The organism is Desulfurivibrio modestus (genome assembly GCF_044068625.1).
Lineage (GTDB): Bacteria > Desulfobacterota > Desulfobulbia > Desulfobulbales > Desulfurivibrionaceae > Desulfurivibrio.
Genome location: NZ_JBIPKH010000014.1, coordinates 33,088 through 46,503 on the forward strand (window position 1 = coordinate 33,088; position 13,416 = coordinate 46,503).

Annotated in this window: 14 protein-coding genes and 1 tRNA gene; 6 read left to right on the top strand and 9 right to left on the bottom strand. The window is 65.0% G+C overall.

Annotated features, from left to right (window positions below; translation table 11 throughout):
• Positions 1–2 precede the first annotated feature (2 nt).
• The gene (locus ACHHRT_RS09445; protein ID WP_395499577.1) at positions 3–782 is read left to right on the top strand and encodes a slipin family protein; all 780 of its coding nucleotides are present in this window, start codon (positions 3–5) and stop codon (positions 780–782) included.
• A gap of 82 nt (positions 783–864) precedes the next feature.
• Here the strand turns inward: ACHHRT_RS09445 and ACHHRT_RS09450 are convergent.
• Positions 865–951, bottom strand: a tRNA-Leu gene (locus tag ACHHRT_RS09450).
• A gap of 97 nt (positions 952–1,048) precedes the next feature.
• Here ACHHRT_RS09450 and mltA point away from each other — a divergent pair.
• From mltA to ACHHRT_RS09465, 3 genes are all read left to right on the top strand, one after another.
• Positions 1,049–2,197: a murein transglycosylase A gene (mltA, locus tag ACHHRT_RS09455; protein WP_395499522.1), complete on the top strand. Its 1,149-nt coding sequence runs from the start codon at positions 1,049–1,051 to the stop codon at positions 2,195–2,197.
• An 87-nt stretch (positions 2,198–2,284) separates the two neighbouring features.
• Positions 2,285–3,457 carry a type IV pilus twitching motility protein PilT gene (locus tag ACHHRT_RS09460; RefSeq protein WP_395499523.1) on the top strand — a complete coding sequence of 391 codons (1,173 nt, stop codon included), beginning with the start codon at positions 2,285–2,287 and terminating at the stop codon, positions 3,455–3,457.
• A gap of 30 nt (positions 3,458–3,487) precedes the next feature.
• On the top strand, positions 3,488–4,216 hold the full coding sequence (locus ACHHRT_RS09465) for a zinc ribbon domain-containing protein (RefSeq protein ID WP_395499524.1): 729 nt from the start codon (positions 3,488–3,490) through the stop codon (positions 4,214–4,216).
• A gap of 41 nt (positions 4,217–4,257) precedes the next feature.
• Here ACHHRT_RS09465 and ACHHRT_RS09470 read toward each other — a convergent pair whose 3' ends face one another.
• The 8 genes from ACHHRT_RS09470 to queC all read right to left on the bottom strand — a co-directional run bounded on the left by ACHHRT_RS09470 (position 4,258) and on the right by queC (position 12,518).
• Positions 4,258–5,664, bottom strand: a complete 1,407-nt coding sequence (locus ACHHRT_RS09470; protein ID WP_395499525.1) for a mannose-1-phosphate guanylyltransferase/mannose-6-phosphate isomerase — start codon at positions 5,662–5,664, stop codon at positions 4,258–4,260.
• Complete coding sequence (locus tag ACHHRT_RS09475; RefSeq protein WP_395499526.1) at positions 5,661–6,131, bottom strand: hypothetical protein; 471 nt, start codon at positions 6,129–6,131, stop codon at positions 5,661–5,663. Before ACHHRT_RS09475 ends, ACHHRT_RS09470 begins: the two co-directional genes overlap by 4 nt.
• A 24-nt stretch (positions 6,132–6,155) precedes the next feature.
• Positions 6,156–8,009 (bottom strand): glutamine--fructose-6-phosphate transaminase (isomerizing), encoded by a 1,854-nt coding sequence (gene glmS / locus ACHHRT_RS09480; RefSeq protein WP_395499527.1) that lies wholly within the window; start codon positions 8,007–8,009, stop codon positions 6,156–6,158.
• Positions 8,010–8,024: 15 nt separating this feature from the next.
• Complete coding sequence (locus ACHHRT_RS09485) at positions 8,025–9,179, bottom strand: cysteine desulfurase family protein (RefSeq protein ID WP_395499528.1); 1,155 nt, start codon at positions 9,177–9,179, stop codon at positions 8,025–8,027.
• 13 nt (positions 9,180–9,192) lie between these two features.
• Complete coding sequence (gene nadA / locus ACHHRT_RS09490) at positions 9,193–10,287, bottom strand: quinolinate synthase NadA (protein WP_395499529.1); 1,095 nt, start codon at positions 10,285–10,287, stop codon at positions 9,193–9,195.
• A gap of 16 nt (positions 10,288–10,303) precedes the next feature.
• A complete protein-coding gene (locus tag ACHHRT_RS09495) occupies positions 10,304–10,648 on the bottom strand; it encodes an HPF/RaiA family ribosome-associated protein (RefSeq protein WP_395499530.1) in 345 nt (114 codons plus the stop codon).
• A gap of 125 nt (positions 10,649–10,773) precedes the next feature.
• The gene (gene nagZ / locus ACHHRT_RS09500; protein WP_395499531.1) at positions 10,774–11,799 is read right to left on the bottom strand and encodes a beta-N-acetylhexosaminidase; all 1,026 of its coding nucleotides are present in this window, start codon (positions 11,797–11,799) and stop codon (positions 10,774–10,776) included.
• Positions 11,796–12,518, bottom strand: coding sequence for a 7-cyano-7-deazaguanine synthase QueC (gene queC / locus ACHHRT_RS09505; RefSeq protein ID WP_395499532.1), 723 nt, complete (start codon positions 12,516–12,518; stop codon positions 11,796–11,798). The genes nagZ and queC overlap by 4 nt, the downstream gene beginning before the upstream one ends.
• 96 nt (positions 12,519–12,614) lie before the next feature.
• Between queC and ACHHRT_RS09510 the strand changes: the two genes are divergently transcribed.
• Together ACHHRT_RS09510 and ACHHRT_RS09515 are read left to right on the top strand one after the other, a co-directional pair.
• The gene (locus ACHHRT_RS09510; RefSeq protein WP_395499533.1) at positions 12,615–13,118 is read left to right on the top strand and encodes a Na+/H+ antiporter subunit E; all 504 of its coding nucleotides are present in this window, start codon (positions 12,615–12,617) and stop codon (positions 13,116–13,118) included.
• On the top strand, positions 13,115–13,411 hold the full coding sequence (locus tag ACHHRT_RS09515) for a monovalent cation/H+ antiporter complex subunit F (RefSeq protein ID WP_395499534.1): 297 nt from the start codon (positions 13,115–13,117) through the stop codon (positions 13,409–13,411). Before ACHHRT_RS09510 ends, ACHHRT_RS09515 begins: the two co-directional genes overlap by 4 nt.
• Positions 13,412–13,416: the final 5 nt, after the last annotated feature.

Genomic DNA, 13,416 nt, shown 5'->3' on the forward strand with positions numbered 1-13,416 from the left:
AGATGATCGACGGTTATTTTATTTTGATGGTGCTGGCGGGCCTGGTCCTGCTGGCGGGGTACACCTTCCGGATTTTACGGGAATATGAACGGGGGGTGGTTTTCCAGCTGGGCCGGTTCTGGCGGGTCAAGGGCCCGGGCCTGATCATCGTGGTTCCCGGCCTGCAGCAGATGGTCCGGGTGGATCTGCGGACCCTGACCATGGACGTGCCCAGCCAGGATGTGATCTCCCGGGACAACGTCTCGGTCAAGGTCAACGCGGTGGTCTATTTTCGGGTGGTGGACCCCCAGCGAGCCATTATCCAGGTGGAAAACTACATGGTGGCCACCAGCCAGCTGGCCCAAACCACCCTGCGGGCGGTTCTGGGCAAGCATGAACTGGATGAGATGCTGGCCGAGCGGGAGAAACTCAATCTGGATATCCAGCAGGCCCTGGATGTCCAGACCGACGCCTGGGGGATCAAGGTCTCCAGTGTCGAGATCAAACACGTCGACATCAACGAGTCGATGATCCGGGCCATCGCCCGCCAGGCCGAAGCGGAGCGGGAGCGGCGGGCCAAGGTAATCCACGCCGAGGGCGAGGTTCAGGCGTCCCAGCGTTTGCTGGAGGCGGCCCAGACCCTCTCGATCCAGCCGGAAGCGATGCAGCTCCGTTATCTGCAAACCCTGGCCAATATCGCCGGCGACAAGAGCTCCACCATCGTCTTCCCGGTCCCCACCGATATCATCGGGCCGATCATGAAGGCGTTGCAACCCAAGGCGACGGCCACCATCGAAAAATAGAGCGGCCGGACAGACTTTATCGCCGGGGAAACGCATAAAAAAGGGGCTTACCGACCATCAGTCGGAAGCCCCCTGTTATTTCTGGTGCCGGAGGTCGGAATCGAACCGACATGACCTTGCGGTCGCGGGATTTTGAGTCCCGTGCGTCTACCAGTTTCACCACTCCGGCGTTCTCGGGGCCATCGCTTTGAACGCGGCACCGAGAGAGGCAATATAGAAAGAGCGCCAAGCTCTGTCAAGAACAAGCTAAACCTTAATAAAAACCTATGCTAACAAGAGTTGAACCGCGCCGCTATCTTGTCGGCCTGATCCTCCTGCTCCTGCTCGCGGCGGGAGCCACAGCGGCGATCGGGGGGCCGAACCGGCCCCTGGAGGACGACCTGCAACTGAGGGGACTGGTTGCGGCCGCCGAAACCAGCCGCCAGATCATGGCCCGGCGGGACGGGACCCGCGCCTTCGAACTGTGCGGGCAAGTCTACACCCTTAACCAACTGCGCCAGGGGCTGGAGGAGTTGATCGCGGCGGCCCGGCTAGCCGCCGATGCCGCCGATTTGACCGCCCATGTGCGGGAAAATTTTCACCTCTGCCCCAGCGGCGGGGAGGGGCCCTCGGGCATGGCCTTCCTCACCGGTTACTACGCCCCGGAGGTGGCGGGCAGTCTGGAGCCCGGCCCGGATTTCCCCTATCCCCTCTACTCCCCGCCGCCGGACCTGACCCGGATCGACGGCCGGGAGGGGCGCCTGGTGGAGGGCCAACTGCAACCTTACTGGAGTCGGGCCCAGATCGAAAACGGCAACCTGCTGGCCGGCCAGGAACTGGTTTACCTGGCCGACCCGCTGGAAGCCTTCGTGCTCCATGTCCAGGGCTCCGGCCGGGTGCGCTTGCCCGACGGCACCACGCGCCCGCTACTTTACGCCGCCAAAAGCGGCCGGGAATATCGCAGTATCGGCCGGCTGCTGGTCAGCGAGGGCCGGCTGAGCCGGGAAGAGGCCGACCTGCCCGGCATTCTCCGTTACCTGCGGACCCACCCCGAGCAGCTGCGGCGGGTACTCCACCACAACGAGTCCTACATCTTCTTCCGCTGGGGGGAGGTGGACGCCCCCGGCCCCCTGGGCTCCTTCGGCCTGCCCCTGACCGCCGGCCGCTCCCTGGCCATGGACCAGACCCACTACCCCCCCGGGATTCCGGCCTACCTGGCGGGAACCAAACCGTTGGCCGAAGCCGACGGCACCATCAGCGGCTGGCAGCCCTTCGGCCGTTTCGTCTTCAACCAGGACAGCGGCTCCGCCATCGTGGGCCGGGGCCGGATCGATCTCTTCTGGGGGGGAGACCGGTACGCCGAGATCGCCGCCGGGGCGACCAGGCATCCCGCCGAACTGTTCCTGCTGCTGCCCAAAACCGGCGGCAATAAATAAAGCGTTGTCAGGGCCGGCCCCAATCCACTAAAATGCCCCAGGCCGTAACCGACAGCCAAACCCAGATCAGGGCAAGAGAGGCAAACCATGAAAGAGGCGGAAAGGGATTACTGGATCTCCACCATGCTGGAGGCCTACGACAACGTTTCAGACCTCAACCTCACGGTGGGAAGGCCCCTGCAGGTGGAAGCGGCGGGTCGCCTGCTGCCGATCCGGGTGGAACCGCCGGTGGAGGCGTTGACCCCCTTCCAGACCGAGGTTTTCGCCCTCAATCTGATCCGGGGGGACAAACGGCTGCTCAACGACCTGATCGAGCGGGGCTCCTGCGATCTTTCCCATACCGTGGAGGACAAGGCCCGTTTCCGGATCAACATTTTTCAGCAGAAGGGGAACCTGGCCACCGTCCTGCGGAAACTCTCCACCCAGATCCCCACCATCGCCGACCTCAACCTGCCCTCCATCTTCAACAACATGTCCATCGAGCGCAGCGGCTTTATCCTGGTCACCGGCGCCACCGGTTCGGGTAAGTCAACCACCCTGGCCGCCCTGCTGGACAAGCTGAACGACGAGCGACCGGAGCATATCATTACCCTGGAGGACCCCATTGAGTTCGTGCACCCGCACAAGCAGGCCACCTTCAACCAGCGAGAGCTGAGCACCGACTTCGATGAGTTTTCCTCCGGGCTGCGCGCCGCCCTCCGCCAGGCCCCCAAGATCATCCTGGTGGGTGAGATGCGGGACCGGACCACCATGGAGATCGGGTTGTCGGCGGCGGAGACCGGCCACCTGGTGCTCTCCACCCTCCATACCGTCGATGCCGGCCAGACCATCAACCGCATCCTGGGTATGTTCGAGCGGGATGAGCAGGCCCAGGTCCGCAACCGCCTGATCGACACCGTCCGCTGGATCGTCTGCCAGCGGCTGCTGCCCAAAATCGGGGGCGGCCGGGTGGCGGCCCTGGAGATCATGGGGATGAGCCTGCGGATCAAGGATCTGATCCAGAACGGCGAGCAGGAGGACAAAACCTACTACGACATCATCTCCGACTCGCGGGCCTTCGGCTGGCAGACCTTCGACCAGCATATCCTCCAGCTTTACGAACAGGGGATCATCACCGAAGAGACCGCCGTGGCCTACTGCACCCGCCGGACCACCATCAACCGGGGCTTAGACCAGATCAAGGCGGCCAAGGGCGAAGAGACCACCAGAATCAAGGGGCTCAGCATGGAGGAGACCGACCCCCGCGCCCGCCGCCGTTAACCGGAAGATCAAGCCAGGGAGAACCACCAAATGCTGACCCACTGCCCCCACTGCCAAAAAGAGATCAACCTCTCCGTCCCCCAAAAATCGAAAATCCGCCAGGCCTTGAGCGGCCTGCCCGAAGGCAAGACCCTGAAGATCTCCTGCCCCAACTGCCGGGAGGGGATCCACCTTAACCGGGAAGAGATCCCCGTGGAGGCCGCCCCGGGAGCCCCCAAGCCGGAGCGGCCCCAAGCAAGCGGCACGGCGCCAGCCCCCCCGTCCCCCCCCGATATTGCCTGGCTGCGGGAGGATGGGGCCCAGCCCGATCTGGAGGAGGTGGTCAAGGACGTGCCCCTGGCCTTGGTCCTGGTCAGGGACGAGCAGCTCCGGCGCCAGGTCGGTGAGGCTTTACAGATCCTGGGCTATCAGCCCGAGTTCCCGGCAAGCGGGGCGGCGGCGGAAAAAAGGATGCGGTTTGTCAACTTCTCGGCGGTGGTGCTGCATAGTGACTTCGAGGAGGGGGGCTTGGCCGATTCGGCCTTTCACCGCCATATGCGCAAACTGCCGATGGGTGTGCGCCGGATGCTGCTCTACGTCCTGATCGGACCCGATTTCCACACCCTCTACGACCTGCAGGCCCTCACCTGGAGCGCCAACCTGGTGGTCAATCAGCGGGATGCCGGCAAGATGCCCCTGGTCCTCAAAAAGGCCTTCCATGACTACCAGCTCCTCTTCGGCCCCTACATCGCGGCCCTGCGGGAGCACGGCAAGCTCTAACCTAACGCCGGGGGCCAGGGAGGGGCAGTGATTCCACCCCCTTACCGGTTGTAGATATCTTCGTGGCGCTCGATATCGTCCTCGCCCAGGTAGCTGCCCGACTGCACTTCGATCAGCTCCAGGGGGATCTGGCCGGGATTGCGCAGCCGGTGCAGGGCCCCCACCGGGATAAAGGTGGATTCGTTTTCGCTGAGCAGCCGGGTTTGGCCGTCGGTGGTGACCTCGGCGGTACCCTTGACCACCACCCAGTGTTCCGCCCGGTGGTAATGGCGCTGCAGGGAGAGGCTGGCCCCGGGGTTGACCACGATCCGCTTCACCTGGAAACGATCGGCGGTATCGACACACTCGTAGGAGCCCCAGGGGCGAAAAACCCGACGATGGAGCAGCACCTCCTCCCGCCCCCGCTGCTTCAACTCGCCCACCAGCTCCTTCACCTCCTGGACCCGGTCCCGACGGGCCACCAGGATCGCGTCGGCGGTTTCCACCACCACCAGATTGTCAACCCCCAGCAGGGCCACCAGCCGGCCCGAGGTCCGGACATAACAGTCATGGCTGTCCCGGGCCAGCACCTGGCCATGGAGGGTATTGCCCTCGGGGTCGGCGGGACCGATCTCCCAAAGGGCGTTCCAGGAACCCACGTCACTCCAGCCGCAGGCCAATGGGATCACCGCCGCGGCGGCGGTGCGCTCCATCACCGCGTAATCGATAGAGCGGGCGGGAGAGGCGGAAAAAGCCTCCTTGTCCAGGCGGATAAAATCGAGATCCAGGTGGCGCTTGGCGTGGGCCTCGGCCACCCGGGCGGCCATTTCCGGTTCGAAGGCGGCCAACTCGGCGAGCAAGCGGGAGGCTTTAAACAGAAAAATCCCGCTGTTCCAGAGATAACCCTCGGCCAGATAGGCGGCCGCGGAGGCAGCATCCGGTTTTTCACGGAAGCAGACCACCGCCCGGGCGCCACCCTCGGGGTTCAGGGGCTCCCCGGGCTGGATGTAGCCATAGCCGGTTTCCGGGTGGGTCGGCACGATTCCGAAGGTGACCAGCCCGCCGGTCTCGGCCACCGCTTCCCCGCTGGCCACCACGGCGGCAAAGAGATCGACCTGCCGCACCAGGTGATCGGCGGGCAGCACCAGCAACAGGGGATCATCACCGTCGGCGGCGGCCTCCAGGGCGGCGGCGGCAATGGCCGGCGCGGTGTCCCGCCCCACCGGCTCGATCAGAATGGTGGCCTTGACTCCCACCGCCCGCAACTGCTCAGCCACCATGAACCGGTGATCCTCGGTGCAGACCACGATGGGCCGACCCACCCCCGAAAGCTGCTCCAGGCGGCGCACCGTCTGCTGCAGCATGGTCTCTTCACTGGTCAAGGCCAGCAACTGCTTGGGATAAAGCTCCCTGGAGAGCGGCCAAAGCCGGGTGCCGGAACCACCGGCCAGTAAAACCGGAACAATCATCGCTCTCCCCCTCCCAAAGTAACCGGCCGGGCCTCCGTGGGCAACCAGGCCAGCATCTCGTCCAGGGCCGGCACCATATTGAGACCGTCGGCCACCAGGTCAACGCCGAATCCCCATTTAAGCAGGGTCAGCAGGCCCAGGCCCAGCAGCAGGCCCACCAATAGATAAATGGCCCAGAAAACGGCCATGGCGATCCGATTGCAACGCCCCTCCTGCCGCCGGCTGGCCCGCCGGTCACGGCCGGCCAGGAACACATAATACCAGCGGCGGCTGCCCACCCCAACCACCCCCCGCACATCAAAGGGATGGCGATGACCGCGATGGGCGCCCATGGCCTCCTTGAGGCTGAGCAGCTGCTCCTCGGAAAAGGAGGCGGCCACCCGCTCCGGCACCCGGCCCAGAATCCCGGCAATCATCGGATCATGACGGATATCCCTGGTCGGCGGCCCACTCTCTTGCGTACTCATCTTCATCACTCTCCCGCGCTTACCCTACTCAACGGTGACGCTCTTGGCCAGATTGCGGGGCTGATCCACATCACAACCCCGCAGCCTGGCCACCTGGTAAGCCAACAACTGCAAGGGGATGGTATAAAGAATCGGATTGAGATCCGGCATCACCACCGGCAGTTGCACCACAAACTCGCCCAAGCGGGCCAGACCGTCATCCCCCCGGCTGCCCAGCAGGATCAGGCGGCCATGCCGGGCCTTGACCTCCTCGACGTTGGCGATCAGCTTTTCATAAACCCCGTCCTGGGGGGCCAGGGCCAGCACCGGCATATCCCGGTCGATCAGGGCGATGGGTCCATGCTTCATCTCGCCGGCGGCATAACCCTCGGCGTGGATATAGGAGATCTCCTTGAGCTTCAGGGCCCCCTCCAGGGCGATGGGGAAATTCTCCCCCCGAGCCAGGAAGAGAAAGTGGCGGCTTTTGACAAACTCCTCGGCCAGCCGCTCCATCTCCTCCAGCCAGCCGGGCAGCTCCTTGGCCACCAGGGGAGGCAGTTCAACCAGGGATTCGATCATGGTCCGGCGCTCCTCGGCCACCATGGTCCCCCGTACCTGGGCGAAATAGAGGGTGAGGAGGAACAGGGCCACCAGCTGGCAGGTGAAGGCCTTGGTGGAGGCCACCCCGATCTCGGGGCCGGCATGAGTGTAGATGGTCCCATGGGCCTCCCGGGTCATGGTACTGCCCAGCACGTTACAGATGGTCAGCACCCGGGCGCCCGCCTGGCGGGCCAGGCGCATGCCGGCCAGGGTATCGGCGGTCTCGCCGGACTGGGAGATCGGCACCACCAGGACACTTTTATCAAGGATCAGGCGGCGATAGCGAAACTCCGAGGCGATATCCACCTCCACCGGAATCCCGACCCGTTTTTCCAGCCAGTATTTGGCCACCAGGGCGGCATGCCAGGAGCTACCGCAGGCCAGCAGCGAGATCCGCTTGATCCCCTTGATCTCCCGGTCGGAAAGCCCCAGCTCCGGCAGGCTGACCTGGCCGTTTTCGGGATCGACCCGCCCCCGGAAGGTGCTGAGGATCGCCTGGGGTTGCTCGAAGATCTCCTTGAGCATGAAATGGGTATACCCGCCCTTCTCGGCCATGGCCGGATTCCAGTCGACGATTTTAACCTCCTTGGAGACCTCCCGGCCGGAGGCCAGCTTGCGGACCTCGAAGCGGTCGCGGTAGAGCAGGGCCACCTCGTGGTCGTCGAGAAAAACCACCCGGTTGGTGTAAGGCAGCAGGGCGGGAATATCGGAGGCCAGCAGGCAGCCGCCGCCATCCCCAGGCTCCGGCACCCCCAGCACCAACGGACTCTGGCAACGGGCGGCGATCAGCATATCCGGCGCCCCGGACCACATCACCCCCACCGCGTAGGAACCCTGAACCCTTTGCAGGGCTTTGCGCACCGCCGCCAGCAGATTCTTGCCGTTGAAAAGCTCCTCGATCAGGTGGACCAAGACCTCGGTATCGGTTTCGGAACGGAAGACATGGCCCTTGCCCTGCAACTCCTCCCGTAGGGCGTGGTAGTTTTCGATGATTCCATTATGGACCACCACCAGCTCGCCGGTACAGTCGCTATGGGGGTGGGCGTTGAGTTCCGAGGGCGAACCATGGGTGGCCCAACGGGTATGCCCCAGGCCGATATGGCTCTCCACATCCCGCACCGCGTCCAGCTTCTCCTCCAGGTTGACCAGCTTGCCCATGGCCCGGTGCTTGACCAGACCACCCTGGTGGAGATAAACCAGACCCGCCGAATCATAGCCCCGATATTCCAGGCGCTTGAGCCCCTCCAACAAAATCGGCACCACTCGGCGCGGCCCGATATAACCGACAATTCCACACATTGTTTTTCCTCTTGCTTAGACAAAGACCTGGCGAGAACGCCGAACCACCTCGGGCAGGACGGCCAGAAAGGCGGCCACTTCCGCCTCGCTGTTCAAGCGGCTCAAGCTGATCCGCAAGGTGCCGTGGCGATAGCTCTCCGGCACCGCCATGGCGGCCAGCACCGGGGAGGGATCAAGATCGCCGCCGTGACAGGCGGCATGGGCCGATACCGCAAAACCTCGATCATCGAGGTCCTGGATCATCTGGGCCGAAGAGCAGTATTCAAAACTGACATTGATGGTGTTGGCCAACCGCGGCGCCTCACCCCCGTTGATCAACGCCCCCGGGCAGCAATCACGAATTCCGGCCTCCAGCTTGCGGCCCAGGACCGCCAGTTTCTCCCGGCCTCCCCCGGCCAGGTGGGCGGCCGCCAGCTCGCAGGCCAGACCGAAACCGACAATGCCGGCCACGTTTTCGGTGCCGGCCCGCCGGCCGCCTTCCTGGCCGGCTCCCATGATCAACGGGGTCACCGGGGCGGTCCGGGCCAGGTAAAGGGCGCCGCACCCCTTGGGTCCGTGCAATTTGTGGGCGGCCAGGCTGAGATAATCCACCGGCCACTCCTCGGCCCTGAGCTCCTCTTTGCCGGCCAGTTGCACCGCGTCACAATGGAAGAGAACCCCCCGCTCCCGGCAGATGGCCCCCAGCTCGGCCAGATCCCAAAGGACTCCGGTTTCATTGTTGGCCGCCATCAGTGAGACCAGGGCGGTATCTTCGCTGAGGGCCGCCCGCAGCCGGGCGGAATCCAACCGGCCCGCCGCGTCCACCGGCAGGCGTTGGATCTGGTAACCGTGATGTTTCTCGAGAAAATTGAGGGGTTGCTGCACCGAGGGGTGCTCCACCGCCGAGGTGACGATCTTGTGGGCCCGGGGCCGGGCCAGAACCGCGCTTAAAATCGCCTGGCAGTTGGCCTCGCTGCCGCCGCCGGTGAACACCAGCCGCTCCGAGGCGCAGTGGAGGAGGGCCGCCACCCGCTCCCGCCCCTCTTCCACCGCCCGCCGGGCCTCCTCGCCCAGGGCGTGGCCGCTGGAGGGATTGCCGAAGTTCTCTTTTAAAGAGATGGCCATGGCCGCGGCCACCTCGGGCGCCAGGGGAGTGGTGGCGTTGTTGTCGAAATAAATTTTGGGCATCATCACTCCTCGGCGCTCAGATCGCCAGCATCCGCTCCAGGGCCAGCCGGGCCGAAGCCGCCGTCACCGCCGGCACCGTGATCCGATTGACCTCCCGCCCGGCCGCCAGGTGGTCGAGAATCCAGAGCAGGTAGGCGGGCTTGATACGATACATGGTGGAGCAGAGGCATTGAAAGGGGGAAAGGGAGTGGATATCCTGCTCGGGGTGACGGGCCTGGAGGCGGCGGACCAGGTTGATCTCGGTGCCCACCGCCCATTTGGAGCCCGGCGGGGCCTGTTCAATCGCCTTGATGATCGCTTCGGTGGAGCCATACTGGTCGGCCCGGCTCACCACCTCCCGGCGGCACTCGGGGTGGACGATGATCCTGACCCGGGGGTCGCGGGCCCGCCAGGCCTCCACATGGGCCGCCGAAAACTGCATGTGCACCGTGCAGTAGCCATCCCAGAGGATCACCCGGGCCCGCTTCACCGCCTCGGGATCATTGCCGCCCAGGGGCCGGCCCCGGCGCCAGAGAATCACCTCGGCCTCGGCGAGGCCGATGGCGGCGGCGGAGTTGCGTCCCAGGTGTTCGTCGGGGAAAAAGAAGACCCGTTCCCCCTTGGCCAGGGCCCATTGCAGGACCCGTTCGGCGTTGGAGGAGGTGCAGACCGAACCGCCCCGCTCCCCGACCAGGGCCTTGATCGCCGCCGAGGAGTTGACGTAGGTCACCGGCACCAGGCCATCGGCATCGATCACCTGGCCCAGCTCGGCAAAGGCCCACTCCACCTCGGGACGGGTGGCCATATCGGCCATGGGGCAGCCGGCCCGCAGATCGGGCAAAAAGACCCGCTGCCCCTCGTTGGTGAGAATATCGGCCGATTCGGCCATGAAGTGCACGCCGCAGAAAACGATCAGACTCTTTTCCCGGTTTTCGGCGGCGATCCGGGCCAGCTTCAGGGAATCGCCGGTGGCGTCGGCATGGCGGAAAACCGCCTCCTGTTGATAGTGGTGGGCCAGCAGCAGCAGGCGGTCGGCCAGCTCTTCCTTGCGGGAGAGGATCCGGCGGTGCAGCGTATCTTCCGCTTGCTCAAGATACGCCGCCCCGATATCGACCTGGACAAGGGATGTCATGGTTTTGCGGGGAAGATCAGGCTACTTCCGGCTCTTCCAGTTCCGGCCCCTTGGTGGCGGAGAATTGACGGCGCTTGCGCTGCAGTTCCTTGAGCTGCAGGCCCAGGGTGTCGAAGGCCTCTCCCAGGATGGTCCGCACCGATTCGCCCTTGCGGGAAACCACCACGGTATCATTGGGAACCCCCGCCACCAGACGAACCTCGTAGCCGCCGCTCTTGTGGCTGGCGGTCTCCTCGATGCTTACCCGCAGATGGTGGATCAGTCCGGCATGGTGCCGGGTCAACCGGGCCTTTTCGGCCTCGATCTTTTCCTGCCAGACCTTGCGGATATCCAAGTTACGGCCTTCAACCTGAAGCTCCATAAATTCCTCCCGGAAGATTAAGGGTGGTGCAACGAAAAACGGGCAAAATAGCCTCTGTTTACCATCTTTGCAACCAAAAAGCTCAGCACCTCCTGCCTTGAGGATAGTTGACTTGCCCAACCCCGTCAACAGGCTTTGCCGGTGAACTTTTGCCGTAACCGGCCAATCCGGGCCAGGGAGCCGGCAAGCCGGGCGGGGGCCAGTTGGCCCGTCGCCAGGGCTTGGCGCAGCCGCTCCTTGGCCCGCCGCACTTTTTGATGATCGTGGCAGATCAGCAGTTGATCGGCGCCCGCCAGCAGGGCGGCCAGGGCCGCCTCCTCCACCGCCTGGTGATTTTCGATGGCCCCCATCTCCAGATCATCGGTGACGATCACCCCCCGATAACCCATCTGCCGGCGCAGCAGCTGTTCCAGGATCGACGGAGAGAGGGTGGCCGGCCGCTCCGAGTCCAGGGCTGGGTAGATGGTGTGCGAGGTCATGATCGCCGCCACCCCCAGGTCGGCGGCGGCCTGAAAGGGGGGCAGGTCCAAACGTTCCAGCTCCTCCCGCTCCCGCCTCAGGGTGGGCAGGGTCTGATGGGGATCCAGGCGGGCGCTGCCCAGGCCGGGAAAATGCTTGGCGCAGGCGGCCAGACCGGCCTCCTGCATGGTTTTGATCACCAGACAACCCAAACGGGCCACGGTGGCGGGGTCATCCCCCAGCACCCGCCGCTCCATGTAAAACCCCTGGCCCGCCGGGCAAAGATCCAGCACCGGGGCCAGATTCATATTGATCCCCACCGCCAGCAGCTCCGCCGCGCAGGTACGGGCGTAATCCACCAGGGCCGCCTCCGGTTCCGGGCCTTCGGCCAACACCCGGGCATCGGCAAACTGGGTGAAGGGGGGGGGCAGGCGAGCCACTGTGCCCCCCTCCTGATCGATGGCGATCAGCGGCGGCGGCAGGCCGGCCTCCCGGCAGGTCCGGGCCAGATCGGCCCCCAGTTGCCCAAGCTGCTCCGTCCCCCCCACGTTGCGTTTGAAAAGAATAAAATCGTTGACCCGGTCACGCTGGATCAGCTCCCGGGTGGATTGATCCAGCTGCTGACCCGGCAGGCCAACCATGAACAGGCCGCCAATTTCCATGGCGGAACTGGGGGGGGCAAGCGGGCTCATCGAGCATACTCCAGGGGATCGGCCTGCCCGGCCTGGGCAAAACCTTTAAGACGCAGGATACAGGCATCACAACGGCCGCAGGACCGCTGGGCCGGGCCGGGATCGTAGCAGGAGTGGGTCTGGGCGTAATCCACCCCCAACTCCAGCCCCCTGGCGATGATCTCCCCTTTGCTCAGGGCAAGCAGGGGGGCCTGGATCCGAAACCCCTGCCCCTCCCGCCCCGCCCGGGTGCCGAGATTGGCGGCGGCGGCAAAGGCGGCCAGGTAATCGGGCCGGCAATCGGGGTAACCGCTGAAATCGACGGCGTTGACCCCGATGAAGATATCCCGGGCCCCCAACACCTCGGCCCAGGAGACGGCGTAGGCCAGGAAAATGGTGTTGCGTCCCGGCACATAGGTAACCGGGATCTCTCCGGCGCCCCCGGATGCGACCATGGCCTCGGGGGAGCGATCCTTGGGCACCGCCAGTTGGGAAGTCAGGGCCGAGCCGCCGATGGCGTCCAGGGCGATATCAAGCACCAGGTGCTCCGCCGCCCCCCAGCGCCGGGCGTTGGCCCGGGCCAGTTCCAACTCGCGGGTGTGGCGCTGGCCATAGGAGAAGGAGAGACAGTGACAGCGAAATCCCGCGGTGGCGGCCAGGGCCAGCACCGTGGTGGAATCAAGGCCGCCGGAGAGCAACACCACCGCTTTTTTTGCCGGGAAGGGAGTTTGATCGTTCATGCCGCCAACCTAATCCCCCACCCCCCCCATCGTCAATACGGTTGTCGCGGCGGCGGCGATTGACAAAGAAAAGCCCTTCGTGGTTGAATATCCGACATGATCCTCTTCGGCGAACATCACATCACCTGGCGCCGCCTGGGCCGCCGCTCCCTGGAGTTGGCCGCGATCTGGCTGATCCTCACCGGCGGCCAGCCCGATGCCTGGCTGCCGGGGCTGGCGGTGGTGATCCCCGCCGCCCTGGCCTCCCTGCTCCTGCCCGTATCCCGGGCCTGGCGGTGGCGGCTGGGCGGGCTGTGCCGCTTTCTGCCCTTCTTTCTCCTCCGTTCCCTGTGGGCCGGCCTCGATGTGGCCCGCCGGGCCCTGGCCCCCGATCCCGCCCTGCGCCCGGGCCTGCACCGCTACCACTGGCAACTGCCCGAAGGCCCGGCCCGGATCTTTTTCCTCAACACCGTTTCCCTGCTGCCCGGCACCCTCAGCGTCGGCCTGGACCGGGAGAGCCTGCTGATCCACACCATCAATGCCGACCGCGATCTCGACGGCGATCTGGCCCGACTGGAGAAGATGGTCCAGCTGCTCTTTCACCAGGAGGATCGGCCATGAGCGTCGAAGCGCTGCTGCTGGGCTGCGTCCTCTTCCTGCTGCTCACCATCGGCCTGGGACTGATCCGGGTGGTCCGCGGCCCCAGCCCGGCCGACCGGATGCTCTCCGCCCAGCTCTTCGGCACCAGCGGCGTGGCGATCTTTCTGCTGCTGGCCGAACTGCGGGATGACCCGACCCTGCGCCATATCGCCCTGGTTTACGCCCTGCTGGCGGCGGTGGCGGTAATCACCTTTGTCCGTCGCGGCAGCGACGAAAATCAAGCCCCGGACCCGGACCCCGAGGAGCGGAAATAAGTGGA

Bases quoted from the DNA above. Each gene is read 5' to 3' on its own strand.
- ACHHRT_RS09465 (WP_395499524.1), top strand. From the start codon at position 3,488: ATGCTGACCCACTGCCCCCACTGCCAAAAAGAGATCAACCTCTCCGTC.
- ACHHRT_RS09515 (WP_395499534.1), top strand. From the start codon at position 13,115: ATGAGCGTCGAAGCGCTGCTGCTGGGCTGCGTCCTCTTCCTGCTGCTC.
- queC (WP_395499532.1), bottom strand. From the start codon at position 12,518: ATGAACGATCAAACTCCCTTCCCGGCAAAAAAAGCGGTGGTGTTGCTC.
- ACHHRT_RS09460 (WP_395499523.1), top strand. From the start codon at position 2,285: ATGAAAGAGGCGGAAAGGGATTACTGGATCTCCACCATGCTGGAGGCC.
- ACHHRT_RS09495 (WP_395499530.1), bottom strand. From the start codon at position 10,648: ATGGAGCTTCAGGTTGAAGGCCGTAACTTGGATATCCGCAAGGTCTGG.
- mltA (WP_395499522.1), top strand. From the start codon at position 1,049: ATGCTAACAAGAGTTGAACCGCGCCGCTATCTTGTCGGCCTGATCCTC.
- ACHHRT_RS09485 (WP_395499528.1), bottom strand. From the start codon at position 9,179: ATGATGCCCAAAATTTATTTCGACAACAACGCCACCACTCCCCTGGCG.
- ACHHRT_RS09475 (WP_395499526.1), bottom strand. From the start codon at position 6,131: ATGAGTACGCAAGAGAGTGGGCCGCCGACCAGGGATATCCGTCATGAT.
- ACHHRT_RS09470 (WP_395499525.1), bottom strand. From the start codon at position 5,664: ATGATTGTTCCGGTTTTACTGGCCGGTGGTTCCGGCACCCGGCTTTGG.
- nagZ (WP_395499531.1), bottom strand. From the start codon at position 11,799: ATGAGCCCGCTTGCCCCCCCCAGTTCCGCCATGGAAATTGGCGGCCTG.
- ACHHRT_RS09510 (WP_395499533.1), top strand. From the start codon at position 12,615: ATGATCCTCTTCGGCGAACATCACATCACCTGGCGCCGCCTGGGCCGC.
- nadA (WP_395499529.1), bottom strand. From the start codon at position 10,287: ATGACATCCCTTGTCCAGGTCGATATCGGGGCGGCGTATCTTGAGCAA.
- ACHHRT_RS09445 (WP_395499577.1), top strand. From the start codon at position 3: ATGATCGACGGTTATTTTATTTTGATGGTGCTGGCGGGCCTGGTCCTG.
- glmS (WP_395499527.1), bottom strand. From the start codon at position 8,009: ATGTGTGGAATTGTCGGTTATATCGGGCCGCGCCGAGTGGTGCCGATT.